Genomic DNA, 19,790 nt, shown 5'->3' on the forward strand with positions numbered 1-19,790 from the left:
CTGCAATAGTTCAATATCGGCGCGCCTTTTCCTGCCTGGCAGCCGATGAAACGGGTAATACGACCGGGGCGCTTTATCATATACTGCCATGAGGTGGTCGAAGTGGTCCGTGCCAAGAAAACCGCCGATAATAAACAAGAACCAATCGTCTCCGTTCGCCACGCGGGCGAATGGGACCAGAACCGCCACGGCCCGTCCTTCCTCCGGCCGCTAGTCGACGGGGAACGGCGACGGCTGGCGGCCGCAGCCGTCAAGGCTTCGCCCCGCGCCGGCCCGCCTGACTGATAGCCGCCTCAGCGCCGCCTGAGTGCGGCGTTTTTTTATTACAGTTTGGTTAAATACATGGAAGACCACAAAGACGAGCTTGTCCTCATCCTGGCAGGCTACCAGCGCGAGATGGAGACTTTTCTCCAGACGAATCCCGGTCTGCGGTCCCGCTTCCCCATCCATATCGACTTCCCTGACTATTCCCAGGGAGAACTGTTGTCGATCGCCGAGCAACTTTGCGCCAGGCGTCAGTACCAGCTCACCACGCAGACCCGTCTGGCACTCCTGCGGATGCTCAATCCCCCCGCCAACCGCGACGACGACAACTTCGGCAACGCCCGCACGGTGCGCAACATCATCGAGAAAGCGCTCCGGCGCCAGGCGGTGCGCCTGGTGACCAAAACCAATATCACCCGCGAGGAGCTCATGGTCATCGAACCTTGCGACCTTCCGGAGGTAGAATGATGAAAGAATTCGCCGTCGTCGGCCGGCCCAATTCCGGCAAGACGCTGTTCACCCTCAATTTCGCCGCCTATCTCGGCTGCAAGACGGTCGACATTACCTTCAGGGCCCCTGACGGGCTCCTCGATTGCCGCCATTTCGGCATCGGCGAGGCGCGGCGGGAGCTATGCGGGCCCATGACCCACAAAACGCGCGCCGTCCAGTCGCTTGTGCTGAAAGTTCCTGTCGGCAAAACGGCAGTCAGCTTCAAACTCACCGACACCTGCGGCGTAAGTGAACAGATCCACGGCGATGAGGGCATCCGCCGCGGCATGGCCCAAGCGCTGAGCCTCATCCGCGCCACCGATTTCATTGTCCATGTCATCGACGCGGCTCTGGCCACGGACGCCTTCTTCGGCAGCGACGCCAACATCGACCGCGAGATCTACAACTACGGCGTCGCGCGCTGCCGCTACATCCTGCTCGCCAACAAAACCGACCTCCCGCCGGCGCGCGACAACCTTGCCAGGCTCACGACCGTCTTTCATCAGGCCACCGTCCTGCCGGTATCCGCGCTATACAGCACCGGTTTCGCGGAAGTGAAAGCGTGTGTGGGCGCCAATGTCTGACGGGTTTGCCGTCGCCGCCCTGGCCGCAGCCTTCTGCTCGCTGGCCGTCAAAATCACTGACGACTGGCTCGACCGCGACCGCGACGCCGCCATCGGCCGGGTCAACTGGTCCGCCCGGCTCGGCGCCGGCGCAATGGTCTACGCCGCGCTTTTCCTTGCCCTGGCTGCCGGCATCAACGCCGCTGTCAGCCTGGCCCTGTTTTTCGCCAGCTACGTCGTCGGCATGTTTACCGACCTCGGCCGCCGTCTGCCCAGCCGGCTTACCGGCTGGCAGGAATCGCTGCTCGTCCTGGCCGCTGGCGTGGGGCTCTGCGGCTGGCGGACCATGCTGTTCGCCGGCCTGTTCGTTGCCGCCGTCCAGCTTATTGACGACTGCATCGATCTGGCCGACGACCGCCTCGCCGGCCAGCGCAACTTTGCCTGCCGGTTCGGCGCGGTGGAGTGCCTGCTTTGCGGTCTGACCCTGCTGCTGGCGGCCTGGTGGCTGGACGCCGGGCTGTTCGCGCCTGTGTTCGCCGGCGTCGCCACCGTCTACTGCCTCGACCTGCGAACCAAGGAGGTGATGAGATGATTATCGACTACCTCCTGTTCGCCCTGGCCGCATTCCTGTTCGGCTATATCCTCGGTAAGCGCCTGGGCAGGGAAGAGGGCAGGGAGGAGGGCAGGGCCCTCGCGCCCCTGCTCCTCAGGGAACAGTCCTTCGCCCAGGGTTACTGCGCGCTCTGCCACGCCGCCCGCCTGCCTGTATCGGAGCGTTGATAAGCTTCACCAGCACACTTTCGTATGCGAAGGAGGCATTTACGCCTCTTTCGTCATTTTTTGCAGGAAATGACGGCAATTGAACAAAATATAGAGGTTAGAAGAAAGGATGATTCAATTGCCTGATGTACAGGGAAATGTCAGCGGCATTCGCAAGAGCACGCTGGAAATACTGGAGAGCCTTTATAAAGTCGAAGTGCCTCCCGGAGAAGCCGTGAGCGCCGAGCTCGCAGACATTATGGCCCGCCTCACCGCCCAGCTCGGCCGCGAGATCGCCGTCTACTTAAGCCGCCGCGGCCAGGTCGTGAGCGTCGCCGTCGGCGACACCCGCACCGTCGCCCTGCCGGAGGCCGCCGGCCGCCGCGCCGCCCACCGCCTTAGCGGCATCCGCTGCATCCATACCCATCCCACCGGCGACAGCGAGCTAAGCGCCCTTGACCTCACCTCGCTCAAAGAGATGCGCTTCGACCTCATGGCCGCCCTCGGCGTCGACGCCGACGCAGCCGTGAGCCAGGTCAGCTTTGCCTATGTTTCCGGCTGGAGCGGGGAGGAGGAGGCGCTCGTCGACACCATCGGCCCTCTATCCATCGACGATTTCATCGCCATGGATCTCACCTACCTCACCGTCCAGCTCGACCGCAGCCTTGAAGAACGCGGCAAATCCGTAAACCTTGCCGAGAAGGAACTGGCCATCCTGGTCGGCGTCGAACGCCAGTCCGGCTGGGATATCGCCGATTCTCTCGAAGAACTCGCCCAGCTTGCGGAAACTGCCGGGGCTGTTGTTGTCGATCGCCTGTGGCAGAAGCGCGAGCGCCCGGACGCCGCCCTATTTGTCGGCCGCGGCAAGGTCCAGGAGATCGCCGCCGCCCGCCAGGAGAAGGGCGCCAACCTCATCATCTTCGACGACGAACTGTCGCCCGCTCAGCAACGAAACCTCGAACAGAGCCTGGGCACCAAGGTGCTCGACCGCACCGCCCTCATCCTCGACATCTTCGCCCAGCGGGCCCGCACCCACGAAGGCAAGCTCCAGGTCGAGCTCGCCCAGCTCAAATACAACCTGCCGCGCCTCGGCGGCCAGGGCCTTGTCCTCTCCCGGCTGGGCGGCGGCATCGGCACGCGCGGCCCCGGCGAAACCAAGCTTGAGGTCGACCGGCGTCGCATTCGCGACCGGATCGCCGACATTGAGCGGGAAATCAAGCTCTTCCGCCGCCATCGCGATCTCCACCGCCAGCGCCGCCAGGACGTCCGCATCCCCGGCATCGCCCTCGTAGGCTACACCAACGCCGGCAAATCCACCCTCTTAAACGCCCTCACCGCCGCCGACGTCCTTGCCGAGGACAAGCTTTTCGCCACCCTCGACCCCACGACCCGCAAGATAACCCTGCCCGGCGGCCAGGAAGCGCTGCTCACCGACACCGTCGGCTTCATCCAGAAGCTTCCCCATCAGCTGGTGGCCGCTTTCCGCGCCACCCTCGAAGAAGTCGTCCAGGCCGATCTCCTCCTGCACGTCATCGACGCCAGCCACCCCCGCCACCAGGAGCAGAACGACGCCGTATTCCACGTCCTCGGCGAGCTCGGCGCCGCCGATAAGCCAGTAATCCCCGTCTACAACAAGAGCGACCGCCTCGACAACCCCCACCTCAAGGAACGCCTGCTGCGCAATCCCGACAGCGTCGCCATCTCGGCCCTGAACGGCGAGGGGATCGCCGACCTGCTGGACCGCATCCGCGCCTTCCTGCGCCGCCGGAGCGTCGACGCCGTCCTGCTTGTGCCCTACAGCGACAGCGGCGTTCTGGCCCGCCTTTACGACCTCGGCGCCGTCAACGCCGCCGAATACACCGACGGCGGCATCCGCGTCAGCATCGCCCTGCCTCCCGAGGAAGTCGCCGTATTCCAACAATACCTGTTGACTGACGAGGTGACTGATGATGAATGATTTACCGGATAAAGCGAAAGACTTCACCCGCGCCCTGGAAGAAGCGGCCCCCGTTTTTGCCGGCCTGGACGCCGTGGCGCGCGCCAACACCGCCAAAGTCCTCGAAGCCTTCCGCCGCCACCAGGTCGGCGACTTCCACTTCCGCGCCACCACCGGCTACGGCTACGGCGACGCCGGTCGGGACAAGCTCGACGAAATCTGGGCCGACATCTTCGGCGCCGAGAAAGCCCTTGTCCGCACCCACTTCGTCTCCGGCACCCACGCCCTGGCAGCAGTCCTTTTCGGCCTGCTGCGGCCTGGCGACGAACTGCTGTCAGTTACCGGCGCCCCCTACGATACCATGCAGACCGTCATCGGCCATCCGCAGGCTTTCCCCGGCTCGCTGGCCGACCACGGCATCGCCTACCGCGAAGTTCCCCTCACCGCCGCCGGCGAGGTGGACGGGGAGGGGGTGGCTGCCGCCATGACCGCCAGAACGAAGCTGGTGCTTATCCAGCGCTCCCGCGGCTACAGCCTCCGCCCGCCGCTCAGCGTCGCCGCCATCGGCCGCGCCTGCTCGCTCGTAAAAAGCCTCAAGCCCGATTGCATCTGTTTCGTCGACAACTGCTACGGCGAATTCGTCGAAACCAGCGAACCGACCGCCGTCGGCGCCGACATCGTCGCCGGGTCGCTCATCAAAAATCCCGGCGGCGGCATTGCCCCAGCCGGCGGCTACATCGCCGGCCGCGCCGACCTTGTCGAACTGGCCGCCTGCCGCCTCACCGCTCCCGGGATCGGCAGCGAACTCGGCGCCACCCTCGGCGACAACCGGCTCCTCTACCAGGGACTGTTTCTCGCCCCCCACACCGTCGCCCAGGCCCTCAAAGGCGCCGTCTTCGCCGCCTCGCTCTTCGCACGGCTAGGGTACAATACCCTGCCGCGCTATGACGCGCCCCGCAGCGACATAATCCAGGCCATCGAGCTCGGCTCGGCCGATAAGATGGTCGCGTTCTGCCGCGGCCTGCAGCGCTGGTCGCCGGTGGACGCCCACGTCCAGCCCGAACCGAGCGCCATGCCGGGCTACAGCGACGCCGTTGTCATGGCCGGCGGCACCTTTGTCCAGGGCTCGTCCATCGAGCTGAGCGCCGACGGACCGCTGCGCCCGCCGTACGCCGTATACCTCCAGGGCGGACTTACTTTCGAACACGCCGTCCTTGGCATAACCGGCGCCGCCCGCGCCGTCTGCGGCGGATAGCTAGTTTACAAGTTTCAACACATATTTACCTTATTCACTGTTAATAGACAGGAAATTACCGGCCGGCGTCGAACAATAGCATAGAAAAACCGCGGAAATCTTATATTCGGTGGGGTCACGTGGAGTATATAGCTATCACCCTGCTGGCCATTGCGGCCACGACATGTGTCGTATACTTGCTTGCGAACAAAGTCTTCGGTGTCCGCCTGCGCCTCAAGTCACTGGTGCTGTGCGCCGCTTGCGCATTATTTCTCAGCCTGGTTCTGCCGCGCATCGTCGTTAGCTTCGCCGGTCTCGCAGGCACCGTTGGCTTTTTAGCCGTTTTCGCCGTAATCTTCGCTTACTTCGTGGCGTATTACGACGACCCTCGCGATCTGCCGGCCAGTCCCGTATCCGCCTTGCCTGCACCGCCTGCCGATACATTAGGCGACCGCACCGCTCTGGTTTCGGCTGCAGCCACCTTTATCGCCGCCGACCGCGACGACAACCATGCACAGAAAATAACGACGGAAGAACCTTCTATACAACCGACAGCGGCGGTTGCCGCCCCTGTGCCTCTCTTCCCGCCGACCGCAGCAACAATCTCCGAGCCTGAACCTGAACCTGAGCCCGAGCCCGAACCTGAGCCCGAGCCCGAGCCCGAACCTGAGCCCGAGCCCGAGCCCGAACCTGAGCCCGAGCCCGAGCCTGAGCCCGAGCCCGAGCCTGAGTCAGTACTTTCCGCTCTCGACATTGATCTTGAGCTTAGCCTTATCGCCGCTTCCGAGCCTGCCCCGGACGGTGAACCGGCTGATAAAGAAGAAACGCCGCTGACCATCCTGCCACCAGCCTCACCACCTGCCGCTGCGGCTGACCCTGAACTCCACTCCGACCCCGCCCCTGAGGTTGAGGCCGTCGCCGAAGCGGCTGACGAAGCCGCCGGACCCGGTGAAGTCACCGCTGATCCTCTGGCCGCTTTCGCCTTCGCCGACGACATTTCCCCCGAGCCGTCCCCGGAAAGCGAGTCGCCTGCAGATATCCAGCAAACGGATGCTGCCGACGCTCCCGAAAACGATAGCCAGCCGATGGAGGCGAATGAAGTGACAATCCCGTCGCACCCCGCCTCGGATAGCCTCGACGACCTGATGGACTTTGCCTTCACCGAGAAGGAGTCCGGCCGCCACCAACAGGCTCTCGACGCTTTCCGGCGCGCCCTGCGCCTCTATCGCTTCAGTGAAGCGGCTCCGTTCCTGGCGATTGAAATCGCCAACCTGCTAAAGAACAGGGGATCATACGACGAAGCGATCGCCGTGCTCTCCGAAAGCCGCAGCCTTCTGGCGCTGCTGGAAAACGAGGCCCTCGACCAGGAGTTCGTCGTCACGATCGCCTATCTGCGCATCGTCAAGAACACCCTGCTGCAAAAGAGGGTGGGGTATCTGCCATTTAGCCGGATTCCCGCGGACATCAGCAGTGAGATCGACGCCGAGTTCCGCGAGTGGCGTAATTTAGCCTAGTACTGATAATTTTTTGGGAGGAATACGGATGAAAAAAAGTGTCGACATTCTCGGTTTGCCGGTAATCAGCATCAGCGAGGGCCTTGAACTCGGTACGGCCAAGAGCCTCGTGATCAACCCCGCCCAAGGCGCGGTTGCCGCGCTCGTCATCGACGACGGCAAGTGGTATCTGGGCGCCAAACTGCTTCCCTTCGCCGCCATCGCCGGCCTTGGCGACTCGGCTATCACCGTCGAAAGCGCCAGCAACGTTGTGCCGGTCAGCGGCGCCCCGGATCTTGAGAAGCTCCTCGCTGCCGGCGTCACTGTCATCGGCGCCAAAGTCCTTACCAAAACCGGCCGTATCCAGGGCAAGATTACCGAGATTGCCGTCGACGCCGCCGGCAAAATCGTCAGCTGCGAGATAGAAGAGGCCGACGGCGGTATTGCGCACATCCCGACCCAACGCGTCTTCACCTTCGCCAAAGATGTCGTCATCGTTGCCGACGGCGATGCCGCCGTACCCGCCGCCAAACCGGCCGAAGCTCCTCCGGCGGCCGCCCCGGCTGCCGCCGCGCCTGCCCAGGCCGCCGCAGATGACGACTCGGCAAAGAAGTTTGACGACAAGCAACGCAAATACCTGCTCGGCAAGAAAGCCAACCGCCGCATCGAAACCGACAACGGCGTGGTCATCGTCGAACAGGGCGGCGAAATCACCGAGGAAGTCATCCAAAAGGCAAAGCTGGCCGGAAAGTTCGTCGAGCTTTCCATGAGCATCTAGCAACCGAGCCCCCCGCACCGCGGGGGTTTCCTCTCTCTACATCCTCTCTGACGATTGGAAGTGCCTGCCGTGCAGCCAACGACAACGAAACCTGTCGCCAAGAACATCATAATCTTCCTCGGCGTTATCGTGCTTTTCAGCGTCATCGGCACCGTGACGCTTAATGCCGCCTTCACCGTCACCAATGACGTCTATGGCGGCGTCCGGGTGGGTGATATAGATGTGGGCGGCCTGACACTGTCAGAGGCGGAAAAAAAGATCGCCGCCGCCTTCGATGACTGGACGAAGCACGCACCTATCACCCTTGTCTATCAAGACAAGAGCTGGACGATAGCGGCCAGCGAAATCGACCTGTCCATCGATGCCGCGGCCTTGGCCAAAGAAGCCTACGCCGTTGGCCGGACAGGCATCATCTTCCAGCAGTTGCAAGAAAGATACCTTACCATCAATCGCGGGCATGTCATCCCGCTCGCCGTCGGTTACAGCGCCGACAAACTCCACGCCCGCGTGACCGCCATCGCCGCCGCCATTGACCGCGAGCCGCGTAACGCCTCCCTCAAGGTGGTCGCCAACTTCAGCGTCACCCGCTCGGCTGACGCCATCGGGCTTAAAGTCGATATCGCCAAAACACTTGCCGATATCTCCGCCGGCTTGAGCGCCAAAATACCATTCAAGCTGCCGCTGACCGTCGCCGAACTGAAGCCTTCCATCACAGCCCGCGATCTCGATGGCATCGACGGTGTCGTCGGTTCCTACACCACCCAGTTCAGCCTCGAAGACAAAAACCGCTCCGAAAACATCGTCATCGCCGCCAAGCACGTTAACGGCGTCATCGTGAGGCAGGGAGACACATTCTCCTTCAACACCAATGTCGGCCCCCGCCTCGCCCAAAACGGCTACAAAATCGCCCCCGTATTCATCAACGGCAAGCTTGTTCCCGACTGGGGCGGGGGAGTGTGCCAGGTGAGCAGCACTCTTTACAACGCCGCGCTCTTGGCCGACATGAAGATTGAAGAACGTACGCCGCATTTCAGACCGCCGGCCTATGTGCCGCTGGGTCAGGACGCCACCGTCGCCGACAACTACCTCGATTTCAAATTCCGCAACACCTCGGGCCACAACATCTATATCCTCAGCGACGTCGCCGGCGACCAGATCAACATCCACATCCTTGGCCGCCTACAGTCCAACCCGCCGGAAATCCACATCGTCGCCGCCGACAAAAAGGTCTGGGAGCCTAACACCGTTATCAAGCAAGACCCCAAGTTGGAGCTTGGCAAGGAAGTCGTCGAAGTGGAAGGGCAGAAGGGCTTCCACATCAGCACCTATCGCGTCAAATACGCCTCCTCCGGTCGCGAGACCGGCCGCGAACTTCTGGCCACCGACGAATACCAGCCCGAGGACCGAGTGGTGCGGGTTGGCACAAAAACCCCGGCCCCGAAAAAATAGGCCCTGCTTACCGGGCCATAAAAACGGCGTTCAGCCGTTTTTATTTTTCCGGCTGGAGGATGAACAGGCGGTAGCGCCGAACTATGGTAAGATAAGCCACAACGGGGGATTAAGCATGTCCGATGCAATCAGTCTGGTAATCGGCCAACCGCTCCAGATCAAATCTCTGACCCCTAGGGCCACCCCACCTTTCACATCACGGATCGTCGCTGAGACTCCCCACACCATCACAATAAGCATCCCTTACGACCAGGGCCGGATAATCCTTCTGCCGGTCGGAAGCCGACTGGAACTAACCGTTACCCAGGGGTTACAAGACCACGTCTTCACCGGCGAAATCCTCTCCCGCGATCTGGAGGAAACCAAAACCTACACCCTGATGCGCCCCCAGGCCATATCACGCGCCACCGCCGCCCGGACAGTAACGGAAGGCATGTCCCGGGTCATCGCCGTCACCAGCGGCAAAGGCGGTGTCGGCAAAACCACCTTCACCATCAATCTCGCCATCGCCCTTGCCGCGCAAAACAAAAGGGTTTTCATCATCGACGCCGACCTCGGCACCGCCAATGTCGACGTGCTGCTGCGCCTGAGCGCCAAATACAACATCACCCACCTCCTGTCAGGCGACAAAAGCCTCCTCGACATCGCCGTCCCGGCGCCCGGCAACATTGCCGTCATCCCCGGCGGCTCCGGCCTGCAGGCCCTCACCCAAATGACCGAGACCCAATTCAGCCGTTTCATCGCCAGCTTCAACCAACTAGACGGCCTGGCCGACATAATCCTCCTCGACACCGGCGCAGGCATCTCCCGCGATGTCTCAAACTTTCTCCTCGCCGCTGACGAAACGGTAATCGTCACGACCCCCGAGCCCCACGCCATCACCGACGCTTACGCCATCATCAAAGTCACCCACAATCTCGCCTGCCAGACCAAGCAGATGCTGGTCGTCAACCGGGCGGAGAACCAGCAGGAAGCCGACATGGCCGCCAGCCGCCTGCTGGGAACGGTCGGCCGTTACCTGGGACGGGAGATAGAGTACATCGGCTACATCCAGGACGATCCGCTTGTCAGCCGCAGTCTCAAACAGCAGCAGCCCTTCCAGTTGGCCAGCCCCCAGTCCGTCCCGGCCCGCAACATCAGCGCCATCGCTGCCAGGCTGCTCAACAAACCCGTCCCGGCGCCAGCCGGCATGACAGGGTTCATCAGTAAAATGTTCTCCCTCATGAGAGGCAAATAAGTTCTTTAAATTAACATAATATGTGCATCTGCCGATAAAATAAAAAGAGGGCCACAGCCCTCTTTTTATTTTACCTCAATGTATTTGACGGAAAACGCCGATAACTTTGCCGATAATCGCCACCTCGCGGGAGATGATCGGCTCCAGGTAATCGTTCTCCGGCTGCAGCCGAATATGGTCCTTCTCGCGGAAAAACCGTTTAACCGTAGCCTCATCCTCACCGACCATCACGACGACAATCTCGCCGTTGCGGGCGGTATCCTGATCCCTCACCAGCACATAGTCGCCGTCGAGGATGCCGGCGTTGATCATACTGTCGCCCCGCACAACCAGCATAAAAACATTGTCGCGCCCGACCAGTTCGGTGGGGAGGGGGTATGTCTCCTCGATATTCTCCACCGCCAGTATCGGCTGGCCGGCCGTTACCCGGCCAACTAGCGGAACATGCGTCAGTGCCTTCTGCCGCCAGGGGGTCTCCTCGAGAACGTCGATCGCCCGTGGCTTGGTCGGATCGCGGCGGATAAAACCAAGTTCCTCAAGCTTTGCCAGATGGCTATGGACGGTGGAACTGGAGCTCAGCCCGACCGCTTCGCCGATTTCCCGCACCGACGGCGGATAACCCTTGGCCCGCAACATATCTTTAATATAGGATAAAATCTGCTTTTGCCGAGAACTTAAAAAGCGTTCCTTGGTCACAAGCTCATCTCCCGTTACAGATTTACGTAACCTTGTTGATATCAATTATAACAGCTATTGGTAAAAAACGCAAACATCTGTTCGAATTTTTTCCGCAAACCCCTTGACCGAACATATGTGCCGTGATATTATTAAGGCGAACATATATTCGGGAGGGCGCCGCAATGATGAAGCGTAAACTCAACTCTGAATCCCTCATCAAAATCGCCATGGTCGTCTTGTTCCTTTTCTACGCCTGGTCCGCCGGCTCCGGCGTCGACGCCAGCAGCCCATCCGGTGAAGGCAGATACCAGCTCGTGCAGGTAGCTGGCGGAGACACCGTCTGGTCGATAGCCGCCCGCGCCGCCGGCGACAAAGACGACATTCGCAATGTCGTCATGGCAATAAAGAAAGCCAACAACCTCGACAATAACGTCCGAATCCACCCCGGTCAAATGCTAAAAGTGCCGGAAAAAAAATAAGCGACAGTCGGTTTGCAGCGTCCCCGTAAAGCGGTGGACGCTTTTGTTTTTATTGCTCAAATCGACAAAAATACGTTATTTTGAAAATATTTTTACATTATTACACAAATATGTAAAATATGACAAAATCCGCAGCAGGAATCCGTCGTACCACCGCGAATAAACGGATTTTGGAAACGGCTCTGTTATCCAGAGTGCCCGTTTGAGAATTTTTCGTAGCGGTGATTTAATGTTTCAGTCTTTCCCCTTGGCCCGGCGAGCATATCTACTCATGGTGATCTTCGTCACTATCCCTTTCGCCATTCTTGCTTTCCAGCACGCCCATTACGCCAAGCAACATCTTCTCAATGAAAAAAAACAGGCCCTGCTCACGATCGCCACCATCCTCGAGCAGCGCTTCCCGGGCTCCTTCGACACTCCTGATAACCATTCCGGGGTATTTTCCGCTGTCGAAAAGCGCCACATTCTGTACGACAAATTGCAGCCGATCCTCAGGGAAGTCGCCATCGAGTGGCCAGGCTACGGCTTCGGTTATTATGATAAAGCTTTGCATGTCGTCGCTCTCATCCCGGAGGACCCCCGGCTCCTGGGAAAAACCGCATCAGATGAGGCGCTGCAAGTATATAGAAGCAAACACACCGAAACCGTTTACGTCAGCAACGGCTTAACCCAGGGCAACACCGACATCCTAAGCGTCAATTACCCGTTATACTATCGCGGCGAAATCATCGGCCATATTGGGGCGAACGTCAAGGGCAAAGACATTCAGGCCGCCTATTATACCGAATTTGGCAAAACGCTGGGCTTACTGGTGATCATCCTGTTGGTCATCCTCACCGGCGTATGGTGGCTGATCTGGAACAACAACTGCTCGCTCGCCATGCTGGCTGAACACATAAAACAGGGCGGGGAAGAAGAAGACTACTTTCGCGACTTCCCGCAAATAAAGCCGCTGCTCGACACCGTCGCTGATCTCCGACAACGGCTTCGCAACGAATACGTGGCCCAGGTGCGGGTCACGACCGAAATAGCGCGCCTCGACCGCCTAAACCTCATCGGCGAGATGGCTACCGGCGTCGCCCACGAAATACGCAACCCCATGACGGTTATCAGGGGTTACATCCAGCGAATGATGCTGAAGGCCGATACAACCCAAACCGCACAATATGCTGTCATTATCGAGGAAATCGACCGCATGAACGAAACGCTGACCGCCTTCCTTACACTGGCCAAAAACAGGCGGGTAGAGATTGGGCTGCATAACATTAACGGCATAATCGACAATCTCATGCCGCTAATCGAGGCGGATGCAAATAAAGCAGGGGTTCAAGTGGAATTTAGCCCCGCAGAACGCCCCCTCATGGTCTATGCCGACGACAAAGAGATCCGCCAGTTGGTGCTAAATCTGGCCCGTAACGCCATCGAAGCCACACCGGCCAAGGGAATGCTGTCTGTAAGCACGACGCTGATCAACAAAGCGGTCTGCCTGACCGTCGCCGATACCGGCGAAGGAATAGCTCCCTGGAACCTCGAAAAAATATTCGACCCGTTCTTCACAACCAAAGATACCGGCACCGGACTGGGGCTGGCAATTTGCAAGAGTATCATCGACAGGCATCATGGACGTATCGATGTTCATTCCCGCCGCGGGGCAGGTACGGTCTTCACCGTCGAACTGCCGGTCGTCGCCTGAGAAATAACCCGTCGTTTTCGCTCTGCGCGCCATATTACCGCAGACTTTCAATCGAGGCTTATTTTTTTGTCTATTTTAACGTCCGATAATATCTATTATGTTAATTTAAGATGGCTGCGGGCAAATTTGTCGCCAAATTTTCCTCGAACAATAGCGCAACCGTCGGCAAGGGTACTGCACGGCACTCCCCTCGCCAACGGCTGCTGTTACTTAGACATAATAGCTGTTATGCGACAGGCGTGGACGTTCCCTTACTGTATGATGCCACCGCTCCGCGCTGGCTGGCGCATGGATTGCAGAAGTCGCAAAATGCCTGGGTCCGAACGTACCGCCCCCTCATAAAAAACGGCTTAAAACGCCTCCTAGGAGGTCACTTTTCGGGCCAATAAGACACAACCCAAATTTGAAGTAGATTGCTGCCTCAAGTTTACCCTTTGTCTACCTTTTTGACCAGATATTGCATTACAGGGCCGTCGCCAATCCATTGCAATACAAGGATAATGATATGACCAGACCCATGACATATATCTTGTATAATGTCGATTTACTCCGCGTAGCCCCTCCTTTAAATGAGACCTCTTTCCACCCCGGTAAGCCCCTCCCGCTCTTCCATGTTACGTTTTTCACAATATATCCCACTCATCTTCTATTGCACGTTCTCTCATGTATACAAGCATAGCTGGAGGAATTTAGCAGAGATTAGAAGAATATCTTTGTAAGAATTTTATAGGAGGTGCGGCTAATGAGGATATAGACATTTACCCGCCCAATTACTACTACAGGGTCACCCGTCTATGCGACCATCTGAGAAGCCAAAGCTTGGATCAGCTGACAAAAGCCCGACATCTGAAGGAACTCGAATCAATTTTAAACGAGCGGATGAACGTCATTAGAGCAGACAGGCTGCGCAGAAATGGTAACGCTTAGCAACATATAGACACCGGGGCATATCTGACGATATGCCCCTTTTGTTTTTCATCCGGCGCGTCTTCGCTCCCGCGAACTGCGTATTATTTCCTTTGTAGCCGCCCACAATAATAACGCAAATATGCGACGAAGGATGTGGTTCGCTTGCCTATCAAATCCTCAGATAAGTCGAAGTCCACTAGCCACCTGTACGAATTCGCCGAAGAAGTCGCCGCTTTTGGCAGCCTTACCGACAAAATGAAGGCCGCCGAAGACTGCACCGATGCCACCGCCGCCAAAAATGCCGCCGCCAGATGGAAACAGAGCCATGGACAAGCAGATCCCCTGGCTTAGCGACCTCTACGACTCGGATCTGGCGACGGACGACGAGGTGGCGGCGGAGCCCGAAAACCAGCCCGACGACGAGGACGGCTTCTGGGACAATATGCTCTTTCCAATCTGACCGTTAAGTGCGTCGCCGTAGAGGCGACGCACTATTTTGCGCCTGCGCCATGCATAGCAAACCGCCCCGGCACGCATATTACAGATAACAATTTTTCGGAGGTGACCGTAATTGCCCCAGCCCGCCAGCCTTGCCCCCAAGGAACGAGCCTACCTGCAGGACGCCCTCCAGATGGAGAATCTTTGCATCGCCAAATGCGGGGTCTACGCCGACCAGTGCAACGATCAGGCCATTAAATCCCTCCTCTTCGACGTCGCCCGCAACAAGCGCCAGCACGCAAACAGGCTTAAACAGCTCCTGGGCCAGCAGTCAGGCCCCGCCGACGGCCGCCAATACCGGTAAAAGAGGTGAATTATATGGCAAACCGCGCGCCCTACCAGCCCAACCGTAATCGTCTGTCCGACCGGGATATGCTCCTGGATCTGCTTGCCACAGAGAAATACATGTCCCATCTTTACGACCACGCAATCATGGAAGCAACCGCCGACACCGTCCGCGATACCTTCGTCGCCCTCCAGCAGGACGAGCACGAAACAGCGCAGATGCTGTTCGACTTCATGCACCAGCACGGTTGGTACACCACCGGCGCCAACCGCCAGAAGGCCGGGCGCCGTCTGCAAAGCAGCCAGCCATTGTCCGGCGGCCGGTCGCAGAAAAACATGCAGAACAGTTCCCCTCAGCCGAAGACCGACAGTCGCTACGCGGTCACAAGCGGCTCCCGCCGCCTCGGCCAGAATCTCGGCGCAGGAATGAACCGCGGCCAGGGAAACAACCAGCCCGCCTGGAGCGGACATGCCAGACAGCGGTACGATAAAAACCGCCCGGAAGGGGATTACTAACGCAAAACCAGGACACACAGTCCTGGTTTTCATTTTAAGGCAATGTTACGTCCAGCGCATCCATTACCCGCTCAATCGGCGTAAACATCGTCGCCTGCTCCGAGCCTGCGAACAGCAGTCCCACCGCGTGGTTATCCTCGCTCAGCACCAATGACCCGCTGTCGCCAGGCATGCTCATCGGCCCGGCCAGTATTTGCCCGGCGAATACGCCGTACTCGCCGAAGCTCATATCCACCCTGAGTGTCACGTCGGTGGCGAGAACGATGCCGGTCGTCAAGCCTGAACTCCGGCCGCTCTTTTTCACCGCCATCCCCAGCGTCACCTCTCTGACACCGTTCACCTCGCCCACATCCAGCACATCGGCCGCCACCGCGTCGGCCGTCACCGGCGCGGCCACCGCGCAGTCGACCATATTAGGGGCCTCGTTATCGCGCCATACCTGCACCCGGTACTGCGGGCGGAAGGTGCCGATGATCCTGTTGATCAGCGTCTCGAACGATCTCGCAATGCGGCATATCGGCGGAACGGCCTGGCCGTGGAGCGGCACGAAGCGTCGCAGATGACCGATGACGGAAGCATCCTTATCCCCGCCGTCGTACAGAGCTGGCTGCAGGATGGCATCGCCGACCGCCGACCGCCCGTCGGCGCCATTGGTCAGGTTGGCAAGCACATGATTGTTGGAAAGGATCAGCGCCTCGCCTGTGCTGCGGTCACGAACCAGTGCGCCGAACGTCCCGGCCGAAACCTTATAATGGCCGATGCTCACCCCCGGCCTTGCCGGCCGGTGCACTCCCGTGCGCTCCGTGAGCAGGCGGATATCGCCAACCTCCATTACATCGCTGACCGCGCCGGCGATCCTCTTTGGCACCACCGCCGTCCGGGCGAGTTCGTTGCGAGGGTATTTCTTCCTCACCAGCACCACCGCAGCCTCCTGGCCTATGCTCTCCCCCCGCACCGTTTTAACCCCCCTGCCAACGCCGACGACATTATCAATCACAGCCAGCTCTCGATAAAGGGCCGGCCAGTCGATCCCCTTCACCGCCCCACCTCCCCCGAACATCTAATTTATGATATGCGGGCACGGTAATGGCGGCAACTAGCTAAACCTTCGCCAGCTTGCCTATTTCCCCGATCTGCGCCCACGCCGCCTTGGCGCCGCGGGCGATGCACTGAGTCAGATAGCCGCTCTGTTTGAAACCGATATCGAAAACTTCCGGCCGGATAACGACGTCCGCGTACCTGACGCCTTTCAGCAGCGTCACCTCACGGTTCAGTATATCGATGCATTGCAGTACGATCTCGCTAACCGTTCGCAATTCCTCGTTATGTTGACCCGAATAGCCCAGATCGACCGCAATTATGACCTCCGCCCCCATATGGTGAAGAATATCGGTCGGCAGATTATTCTTCACCGCGCCGTCCACCAGTTGCATCCCCCGATACTTTTTCGGGGCAAAGATTCCCGGCACAGAGATGCTCGCCCGCACCGCCTCGCTCAGCAGTGTGGCGGTAAAATAGCGGGCGTTCAGTATTTCCCGCCAGCCATCGCGGGGGGTGACGAAAAAAACGGTATCGCCGGAAATTATATCGACCGCCGTAATCGCCAACGGTATCTGCGTGTCCTTGACCGTTCGCCGCTGCACGAGGCCGGCCAGATAATGCTCGATTTTGTCGCCCTTGACGAGACCGCCGGGAAAAACCGACCAAAACCGCGACCGGTTGCCGAACAGCCACTTTACCCCCTGTTTGAACAGTTCCCCCACCGTCAGCTTCAGATCGACAAGCTCCCCCACCTTCAGGTTCGCTGCCATCGTCTCCAGCTCGCGGGCCCGATAGCCGCAGGCATAAAGCGCGGCGATCACCGCCCCGGCGCTTGTGCCCGCAATCATGTCGATGGGGATATTGTTTTCGGCCAGCACCCTGAGCACCCCGATATGAGCCGCACCCCTTACCCCGCCGCCGCTGAGAGCCACCCCCACCTTCGGCCGGCGGCCGTACTCACGGCCGTTAATTTTTACCGCAATTCTCTCCCCCACCGTCCACACCTCCTCCCTATTATCCTATGAAAGTCGGCCGGCCCGGTGCGAAATAGAAAAGCCGCCTACACGCGTAAGCGGCCGGAAATCAGCATTTTCCCGCCAATATTATCATCCTCGGGTCCTCAGGGCCGTACGGCCGGGCGTCAAAGCCACCATACGTCGCCTTAACAGTCAACTGGCATTTTACCAGCAGCGCCGTCATCTCCTCCAGCGAATAAGCGCGCAACACGAAATCATTCTGGATCTTGGCCCCCGTCACCTGATTGAGCAGCACCCTTTTCATCATTGCCACGCCGCGCTGCAGCTCCACCTTGTACGAAAGCACATACTCGCCGCTGGGATGGCGCCAATAGCGGTTGAGATTGTTGCGCCCCATCCAGTCGCGGTTTAAGAGATCGATCAGAAAAAAACCGCCAGGCCGCAGCGCCGCCGCTACCTTGGCCAGCACGGCCGCATTTTCGTCGTCGGAAAAGTAGCCAAAAGCGGCGAACATATTGATGACCGCGTCAAACTCGCGGTTATAATCGAGCTCACGCATATCCAGCCGCCGGAAGGTAACGTCCGCGCCCTCCTCGGCGGCCTTCTGCCCGGCGATCGATAGGAACGCCTCGGTGGCGTCCACGCCGGTCACCCGGTAGCCGCGTTTCGCAAGCTCGATGGCGTGGCGGCCGTAGCCGCAGTAAAGGTCGAGGATATCCGCCCCGGACGGCAACCCGAGCACATCGGCGATGAAGCCGACTTCCTGGGCGGTCCCGGCCGGCGAATATGTTTTTCCGTCGCCAAAGAAATCCTCCGTCATCGCTTTCACATCACCGTCCAACTGCCAGCGTCTATATTGTGCCGCCGGCAAACGATCTTTAGCCGCAGGTCGCCTGCGGCCTGCCATTCCCGCCCCGCTTGGTCGGGTAAGTCATAACGCAGTTCCTGGTAGTCCGCTTCGCCAGATACAACGCGGCGTCGGCGTGCTCCAGCAGCTCGATGTCCGAATGGGCGTCGAACGGATACCCCGAAACGCCGATACTTACCGTCAACGCCTTGCCAGGCTGCTTATCGCAGCCGACGAACGGCTGATCGGCTATCAACGACCTAAATCGTTCGGCGAAGGCGCACGCTTCCGTCAGGTTTGTCTCCGGCAACAGTACGATAAACTCTTCGCCGCCGTAGCGCACGGCAAAATCGACATCGCGGCTCACCTGCCGCATAATCTCCGCTACCTGGCGGAGCACCTCGTTGCCGAGGCTGTGGCCGTTGTTGTCGTTATAACGTTTGAAATGGTCGATATCGATCAGAATGAGCGACAGCGGCCGGGAATAGCGGACCGCGCGCTTAAACTCGTGATCGAGCTGACCAAGAAAATAACGGTAGTTATAAAGACCGGTGAGGCCGTCGGTGACGGCCTGGACCTCCACCCGCGCCACATGCTTGGCGTGGGTGATCGACAGCGCCACCTGCCCGGCCAGCGACCCGATAAGATCGCGGTCGTAGTGGTGCAGCGGCCTTTCGGCTGTTGTTTCAACATCCAGCACGCCGATAACCTTATCGGCGCAAATGAGCGGCACAGCCAGCTCGCTCACCCCATTGCCGATCGCCGGTATATAGCGCGGATCCTTGGATACATCCGGCACGAACACCATTTCGCGCTTTAACACAGCATTCCAGGTCACGCCCTTGCCGTAGGGGATGCGGACATTGGGCGGATAACCGCGGCTGGCCTTCATCACAAGCTCCTGGCGCTCCTCGTCGAGGAGCAGTACGGCGGCGCAGGCATAACCAAGCTCGCCGGTAATCCCGGCCACGATCTCGTCCAGCACTTCATCCTCGTTAGCCGTCCGCTGGGCGACCGAAGTAATGCGATACAGCGCCGCCAGCTTCTTATGCGCCTGGTCAAGGTCCATCAGCCGGAAATCGAGCTTCGACATCGCAGCCAGCAGGTCGCGGTTCGCGGCGGCATACTGTTGGGATACAGCGGAAAATTCCTGTTCGAGGCAAACAGCTTCGGTGACATTCAGGGCACACACAGCCATAGAGCCGTCCGTAATGCCGGGGAGGAAACTCCAGGAAAAAAACTCCACCAACCCGCGCACGGTTTCGTGCCGGAAATGGGGCAAACGGACGGGCCGCCCCGTCCGGACGGCCGTTTCGTAAGCCTCGCACAGCGGGTCGGCTGCCGGCCCGTATACCAGGCGGAGCAGCCGGGTGAACTTTTTGCCCCTTGCGAACCGCCAAGCCGTACCCCTGCGGCGGCTGGACGTTATCTGCGAAATATTGCCGTTGCCGTCGACGGTCAGGGCCGTCGCCGGCACGGAATCGAGCAGCGCTGTAATAATGGCGTGATAACCGGTCGGATCTGACACCATATCGCCCTTCCTTCGCGGACAAACATTACGCCTACAATTCGCTGACTGTAGGGGAAAATCCTGCCGATTACAGACGAAAAAAGCCGTCCCGATGGGACGGCTTCAGGCTGCCTGAGTTTTGTTGCCGATAATAG

Annotated in this window: 22 protein-coding genes; 17 read left to right on the forward strand and 5 right to left on the reverse strand. The window is 59.4% G+C overall.

From position 1 onward, the window contains the following. Positions 1-45: 45 nt before the first annotated feature. The 11 genes from RIN56_02050 to RIN56_02100 all read left to right on the forward strand — a co-directional run bounded on the left by RIN56_02050 (position 46) and on the right by RIN56_02100 (position 10,202). Positions 46-285 carry a hypothetical protein gene (locus tag RIN56_02050; GenBank protein MDR7865566.1) on the forward strand — a complete coding sequence of 80 codons (240 nt, stop codon included), beginning with the start codon at positions 46-48 and terminating at the stop codon, positions 283-285. A gap of 57 nt (positions 286-342) precedes the next feature. Further along, complete coding sequence (locus tag RIN56_02055) at positions 343-732, forward strand: AAA family ATPase (GenBank protein MDR7865567.1); 390 nt, start codon at positions 343-345, stop codon at positions 730-732. Next, a complete protein-coding gene (locus RIN56_02060; GenBank protein MDR7865568.1) occupies positions 732-1,337 on the forward strand; it encodes a GTPase domain-containing protein in 606 nt (201 codons plus the stop codon). Before RIN56_02055 ends, RIN56_02060 begins: the two co-directional genes overlap by 1 nt. Continuing rightward, entirely contained in the window at positions 1,330-1,908 is a 579-nt protein-coding gene (locus RIN56_02065) for a hypothetical protein (GenBank protein ID MDR7865569.1), read from the forward strand. The genes RIN56_02060 and RIN56_02065 overlap by 8 nt, the downstream gene beginning before the upstream one ends. Then, complete coding sequence (locus RIN56_02070) at positions 1,905-2,096, forward strand: hypothetical protein (protein MDR7865570.1); 192 nt, start codon at positions 1,905-1,907, stop codon at positions 2,094-2,096. The genes RIN56_02065 and RIN56_02070 overlap by 4 nt, the downstream gene beginning before the upstream one ends. 118 nt (positions 2,097-2,214) lie before the next feature. Next, complete coding sequence (gene hflX, locus RIN56_02075) at positions 2,215-4,032, forward strand: GTPase HflX (protein MDR7865571.1); 1,818 nt, start codon at positions 2,215-2,217, stop codon at positions 4,030-4,032. Next, positions 4,025-5,266 (forward strand): methionine gamma-lyase family protein, encoded by a 1,242-nt coding sequence (locus RIN56_02080; protein MDR7865572.1) that lies wholly within the window; start codon positions 4,025-4,027, stop codon positions 5,264-5,266. The genes hflX and RIN56_02080 overlap by 8 nt, the downstream gene beginning before the upstream one ends. Before the next feature lie 176 nt (positions 5,267-5,442). Further along, the gene (locus tag RIN56_02085; protein MDR7865573.1) at positions 5,443-6,759 is read left to right on the forward strand and encodes a hypothetical protein; all 1,317 of its coding nucleotides are present in this window, start codon (positions 5,443-5,445) and stop codon (positions 6,757-6,759) included. 28 nt (positions 6,760-6,787) lie between these two features. Next, on the forward strand, positions 6,788-7,516 hold the full coding sequence (locus RIN56_02090) for a PRC-barrel domain-containing protein (GenBank protein ID MDR7865574.1): 729 nt from the start codon (positions 6,788-6,790) through the stop codon (positions 7,514-7,516). A gap of 69 nt (positions 7,517-7,585) precedes the next feature. Continuing rightward, a complete protein-coding gene (locus tag RIN56_02095) occupies positions 7,586-8,965 on the forward strand; it encodes a VanW family protein (GenBank protein ID MDR7865575.1) in 1,380 nt (459 codons plus the stop codon). A gap of 115 nt (positions 8,966-9,080) precedes the next feature. Next, the gene (locus RIN56_02100; protein ID MDR7865576.1) at positions 9,081-10,202 is read left to right on the forward strand and encodes an AAA family ATPase; all 1,122 of its coding nucleotides are present in this window, start codon (positions 9,081-9,083) and stop codon (positions 10,200-10,202) included. A gap of 75 nt (positions 10,203-10,277) precedes the next feature. Here RIN56_02100 and lexA read toward each other — a convergent pair whose 3' ends face one another. Continuing rightward, positions 10,278-10,898 (reverse strand): transcriptional repressor LexA, encoded by a 621-nt coding sequence (gene lexA / locus RIN56_02105; protein MDR7865577.1) that lies wholly within the window; start codon positions 10,896-10,898, stop codon positions 10,278-10,280. Between the two features lie 164 nt (positions 10,899-11,062). On the opposite strand from lexA, the gene RIN56_02110 reads away from it, so the two are divergent. From RIN56_02110 to RIN56_02135, 6 genes are all read left to right on the forward strand, one after another. Further along, positions 11,063-11,359, forward strand: a complete 297-nt coding sequence (locus RIN56_02110) for a LysM domain-containing protein (GenBank protein ID MDR7865578.1) — start codon at positions 11,063-11,065, stop codon at positions 11,357-11,359. Between the two features lie 271 nt (positions 11,360-11,630). Beyond that, entirely contained in the window at positions 11,631-13,052 is a 1,422-nt protein-coding gene (locus tag RIN56_02115; protein ID MDR7865579.1) for an ATP-binding protein, read from the forward strand. Between the two features lie 1,062 nt (positions 13,053-14,114). After that, complete coding sequence (locus RIN56_02120; protein MDR7865580.1) at positions 14,115-14,312, forward strand: hypothetical protein; 198 nt, start codon at positions 14,115-14,117, stop codon at positions 14,310-14,312. Beyond that, entirely contained in the window at positions 14,287-14,421 is a 135-nt protein-coding gene (locus tag RIN56_02125) for a hypothetical protein (GenBank protein MDR7865581.1), read from the forward strand. The genes RIN56_02120 and RIN56_02125 overlap by 26 nt, the downstream gene beginning before the upstream one ends. A gap of 111 nt (positions 14,422-14,532) precedes the next feature. Continuing rightward, positions 14,533-14,763 (forward strand): hypothetical protein, encoded by a 231-nt coding sequence (locus RIN56_02130; GenBank protein MDR7865582.1) that lies wholly within the window; start codon positions 14,533-14,535, stop codon positions 14,761-14,763. 14 nt (positions 14,764-14,777) lie between these two features. After that, positions 14,778-15,260, forward strand: coding sequence for a spore coat protein (locus RIN56_02135; GenBank protein MDR7865583.1), 483 nt, complete (start codon positions 14,778-14,780; stop codon positions 15,258-15,260). A 34-nt stretch (positions 15,261-15,294) separates the two neighbouring features. On the opposite strand, the gene RIN56_02140 is transcribed toward RIN56_02135, so the two are convergent. The 4 genes from RIN56_02140 to RIN56_02155 form a co-directional block, all read right to left on the reverse strand. Next, a complete protein-coding gene (locus RIN56_02140) occupies positions 15,295-16,299 on the reverse strand; it encodes a hypothetical protein (protein MDR7865584.1) in 1,005 nt (334 codons plus the stop codon). A 61-nt stretch (positions 16,300-16,360) separates the two neighbouring features. Then, positions 16,361-17,296 (reverse strand): patatin-like phospholipase family protein, encoded by a 936-nt coding sequence (locus RIN56_02145; protein ID MDR7865585.1) that lies wholly within the window; start codon positions 17,294-17,296, stop codon positions 16,361-16,363. Positions 17,297-17,384: 88 nt separating this feature from the next. Beyond that, positions 17,385-18,098, reverse strand: a complete 714-nt coding sequence (locus RIN56_02150; protein ID MDR7865586.1) for a class I SAM-dependent methyltransferase — start codon at positions 18,096-18,098, stop codon at positions 17,385-17,387. Positions 18,099-18,156: 58 nt separating this feature from the next. After that, complete coding sequence (locus RIN56_02155; protein ID MDR7865587.1) at positions 18,157-19,656, reverse strand: sensor domain-containing diguanylate cyclase; 1,500 nt, start codon at positions 19,654-19,656, stop codon at positions 18,157-18,159. Positions 19,657-19,790 lie beyond the last annotated feature (134 nt).

The organism is Sporomusaceae bacterium (assembly GCA_031460455.1).
Lineage (GTDB): Bacteria > Bacillota > Negativicutes > Sporomusales > UBA7701 > Anaeroselena.

Excerpts from the sequence above, each read along its gene's own strand:
- RIN56_02060 (MDR7865568.1), top strand. The coding sequence starts at position 732 with ATGAAAGAATTCGCCGTCGTCGGCCGGCCCAATTCCGGCAAGACGCTG.
- RIN56_02090 (MDR7865574.1), top strand. The coding sequence starts at position 6,788 with ATGAAAAAAAGTGTCGACATTCTCGGTTTGCCGGTAATCAGCATCAGC.
- RIN56_02115 (MDR7865579.1), top strand. The coding sequence starts at position 11,631 with ATGGTGATCTTCGTCACTATCCCTTTCGCCATTCTTGCTTTCCAGCAC.
- RIN56_02055 (MDR7865567.1), top strand. The coding sequence starts at position 343 with ATGGAAGACCACAAAGACGAGCTTGTCCTCATCCTGGCAGGCTACCAG.
- RIN56_02065 (MDR7865569.1), top strand. The coding sequence starts at position 1,330 with ATGTCTGACGGGTTTGCCGTCGCCGCCCTGGCCGCAGCCTTCTGCTCG.
- RIN56_02135 (MDR7865583.1), top strand. The coding sequence starts at position 14,778 with ATGGCAAACCGCGCGCCCTACCAGCCCAACCGTAATCGTCTGTCCGAC.
- RIN56_02100 (MDR7865576.1), top strand. The coding sequence starts at position 9,081 with ATGTCCGATGCAATCAGTCTGGTAATCGGCCAACCGCTCCAGATCAAA.
- RIN56_02050 (MDR7865566.1), top strand. The coding sequence starts at position 46 with ATGAAACGGGTAATACGACCGGGGCGCTTTATCATATACTGCCATGAG.
- RIN56_02155 (MDR7865587.1), bottom strand. The coding sequence starts at position 19,656 with ATGGTGTCAGATCCGACCGGTTATCACGCCATTATTACAGCGCTGCTC.
- RIN56_02125 (MDR7865581.1), top strand. The coding sequence starts at position 14,287 with ATGGACAAGCAGATCCCCTGGCTTAGCGACCTCTACGACTCGGATCTG.
- RIN56_02150 (MDR7865586.1), bottom strand. The coding sequence starts at position 18,098 with ATGACGGAGGATTTCTTTGGCGACGGAAAAACATATTCGCCGGCCGGG.
- RIN56_02070 (MDR7865570.1), top strand. The coding sequence starts at position 1,905 with ATGATTATCGACTACCTCCTGTTCGCCCTGGCCGCATTCCTGTTCGGC.
- RIN56_02110 (MDR7865578.1), top strand. The coding sequence starts at position 11,063 with ATGATGAAGCGTAAACTCAACTCTGAATCCCTCATCAAAATCGCCATG.
- RIN56_02080 (MDR7865572.1), top strand. The coding sequence starts at position 4,025 with ATGAATGATTTACCGGATAAAGCGAAAGACTTCACCCGCGCCCTGGAA.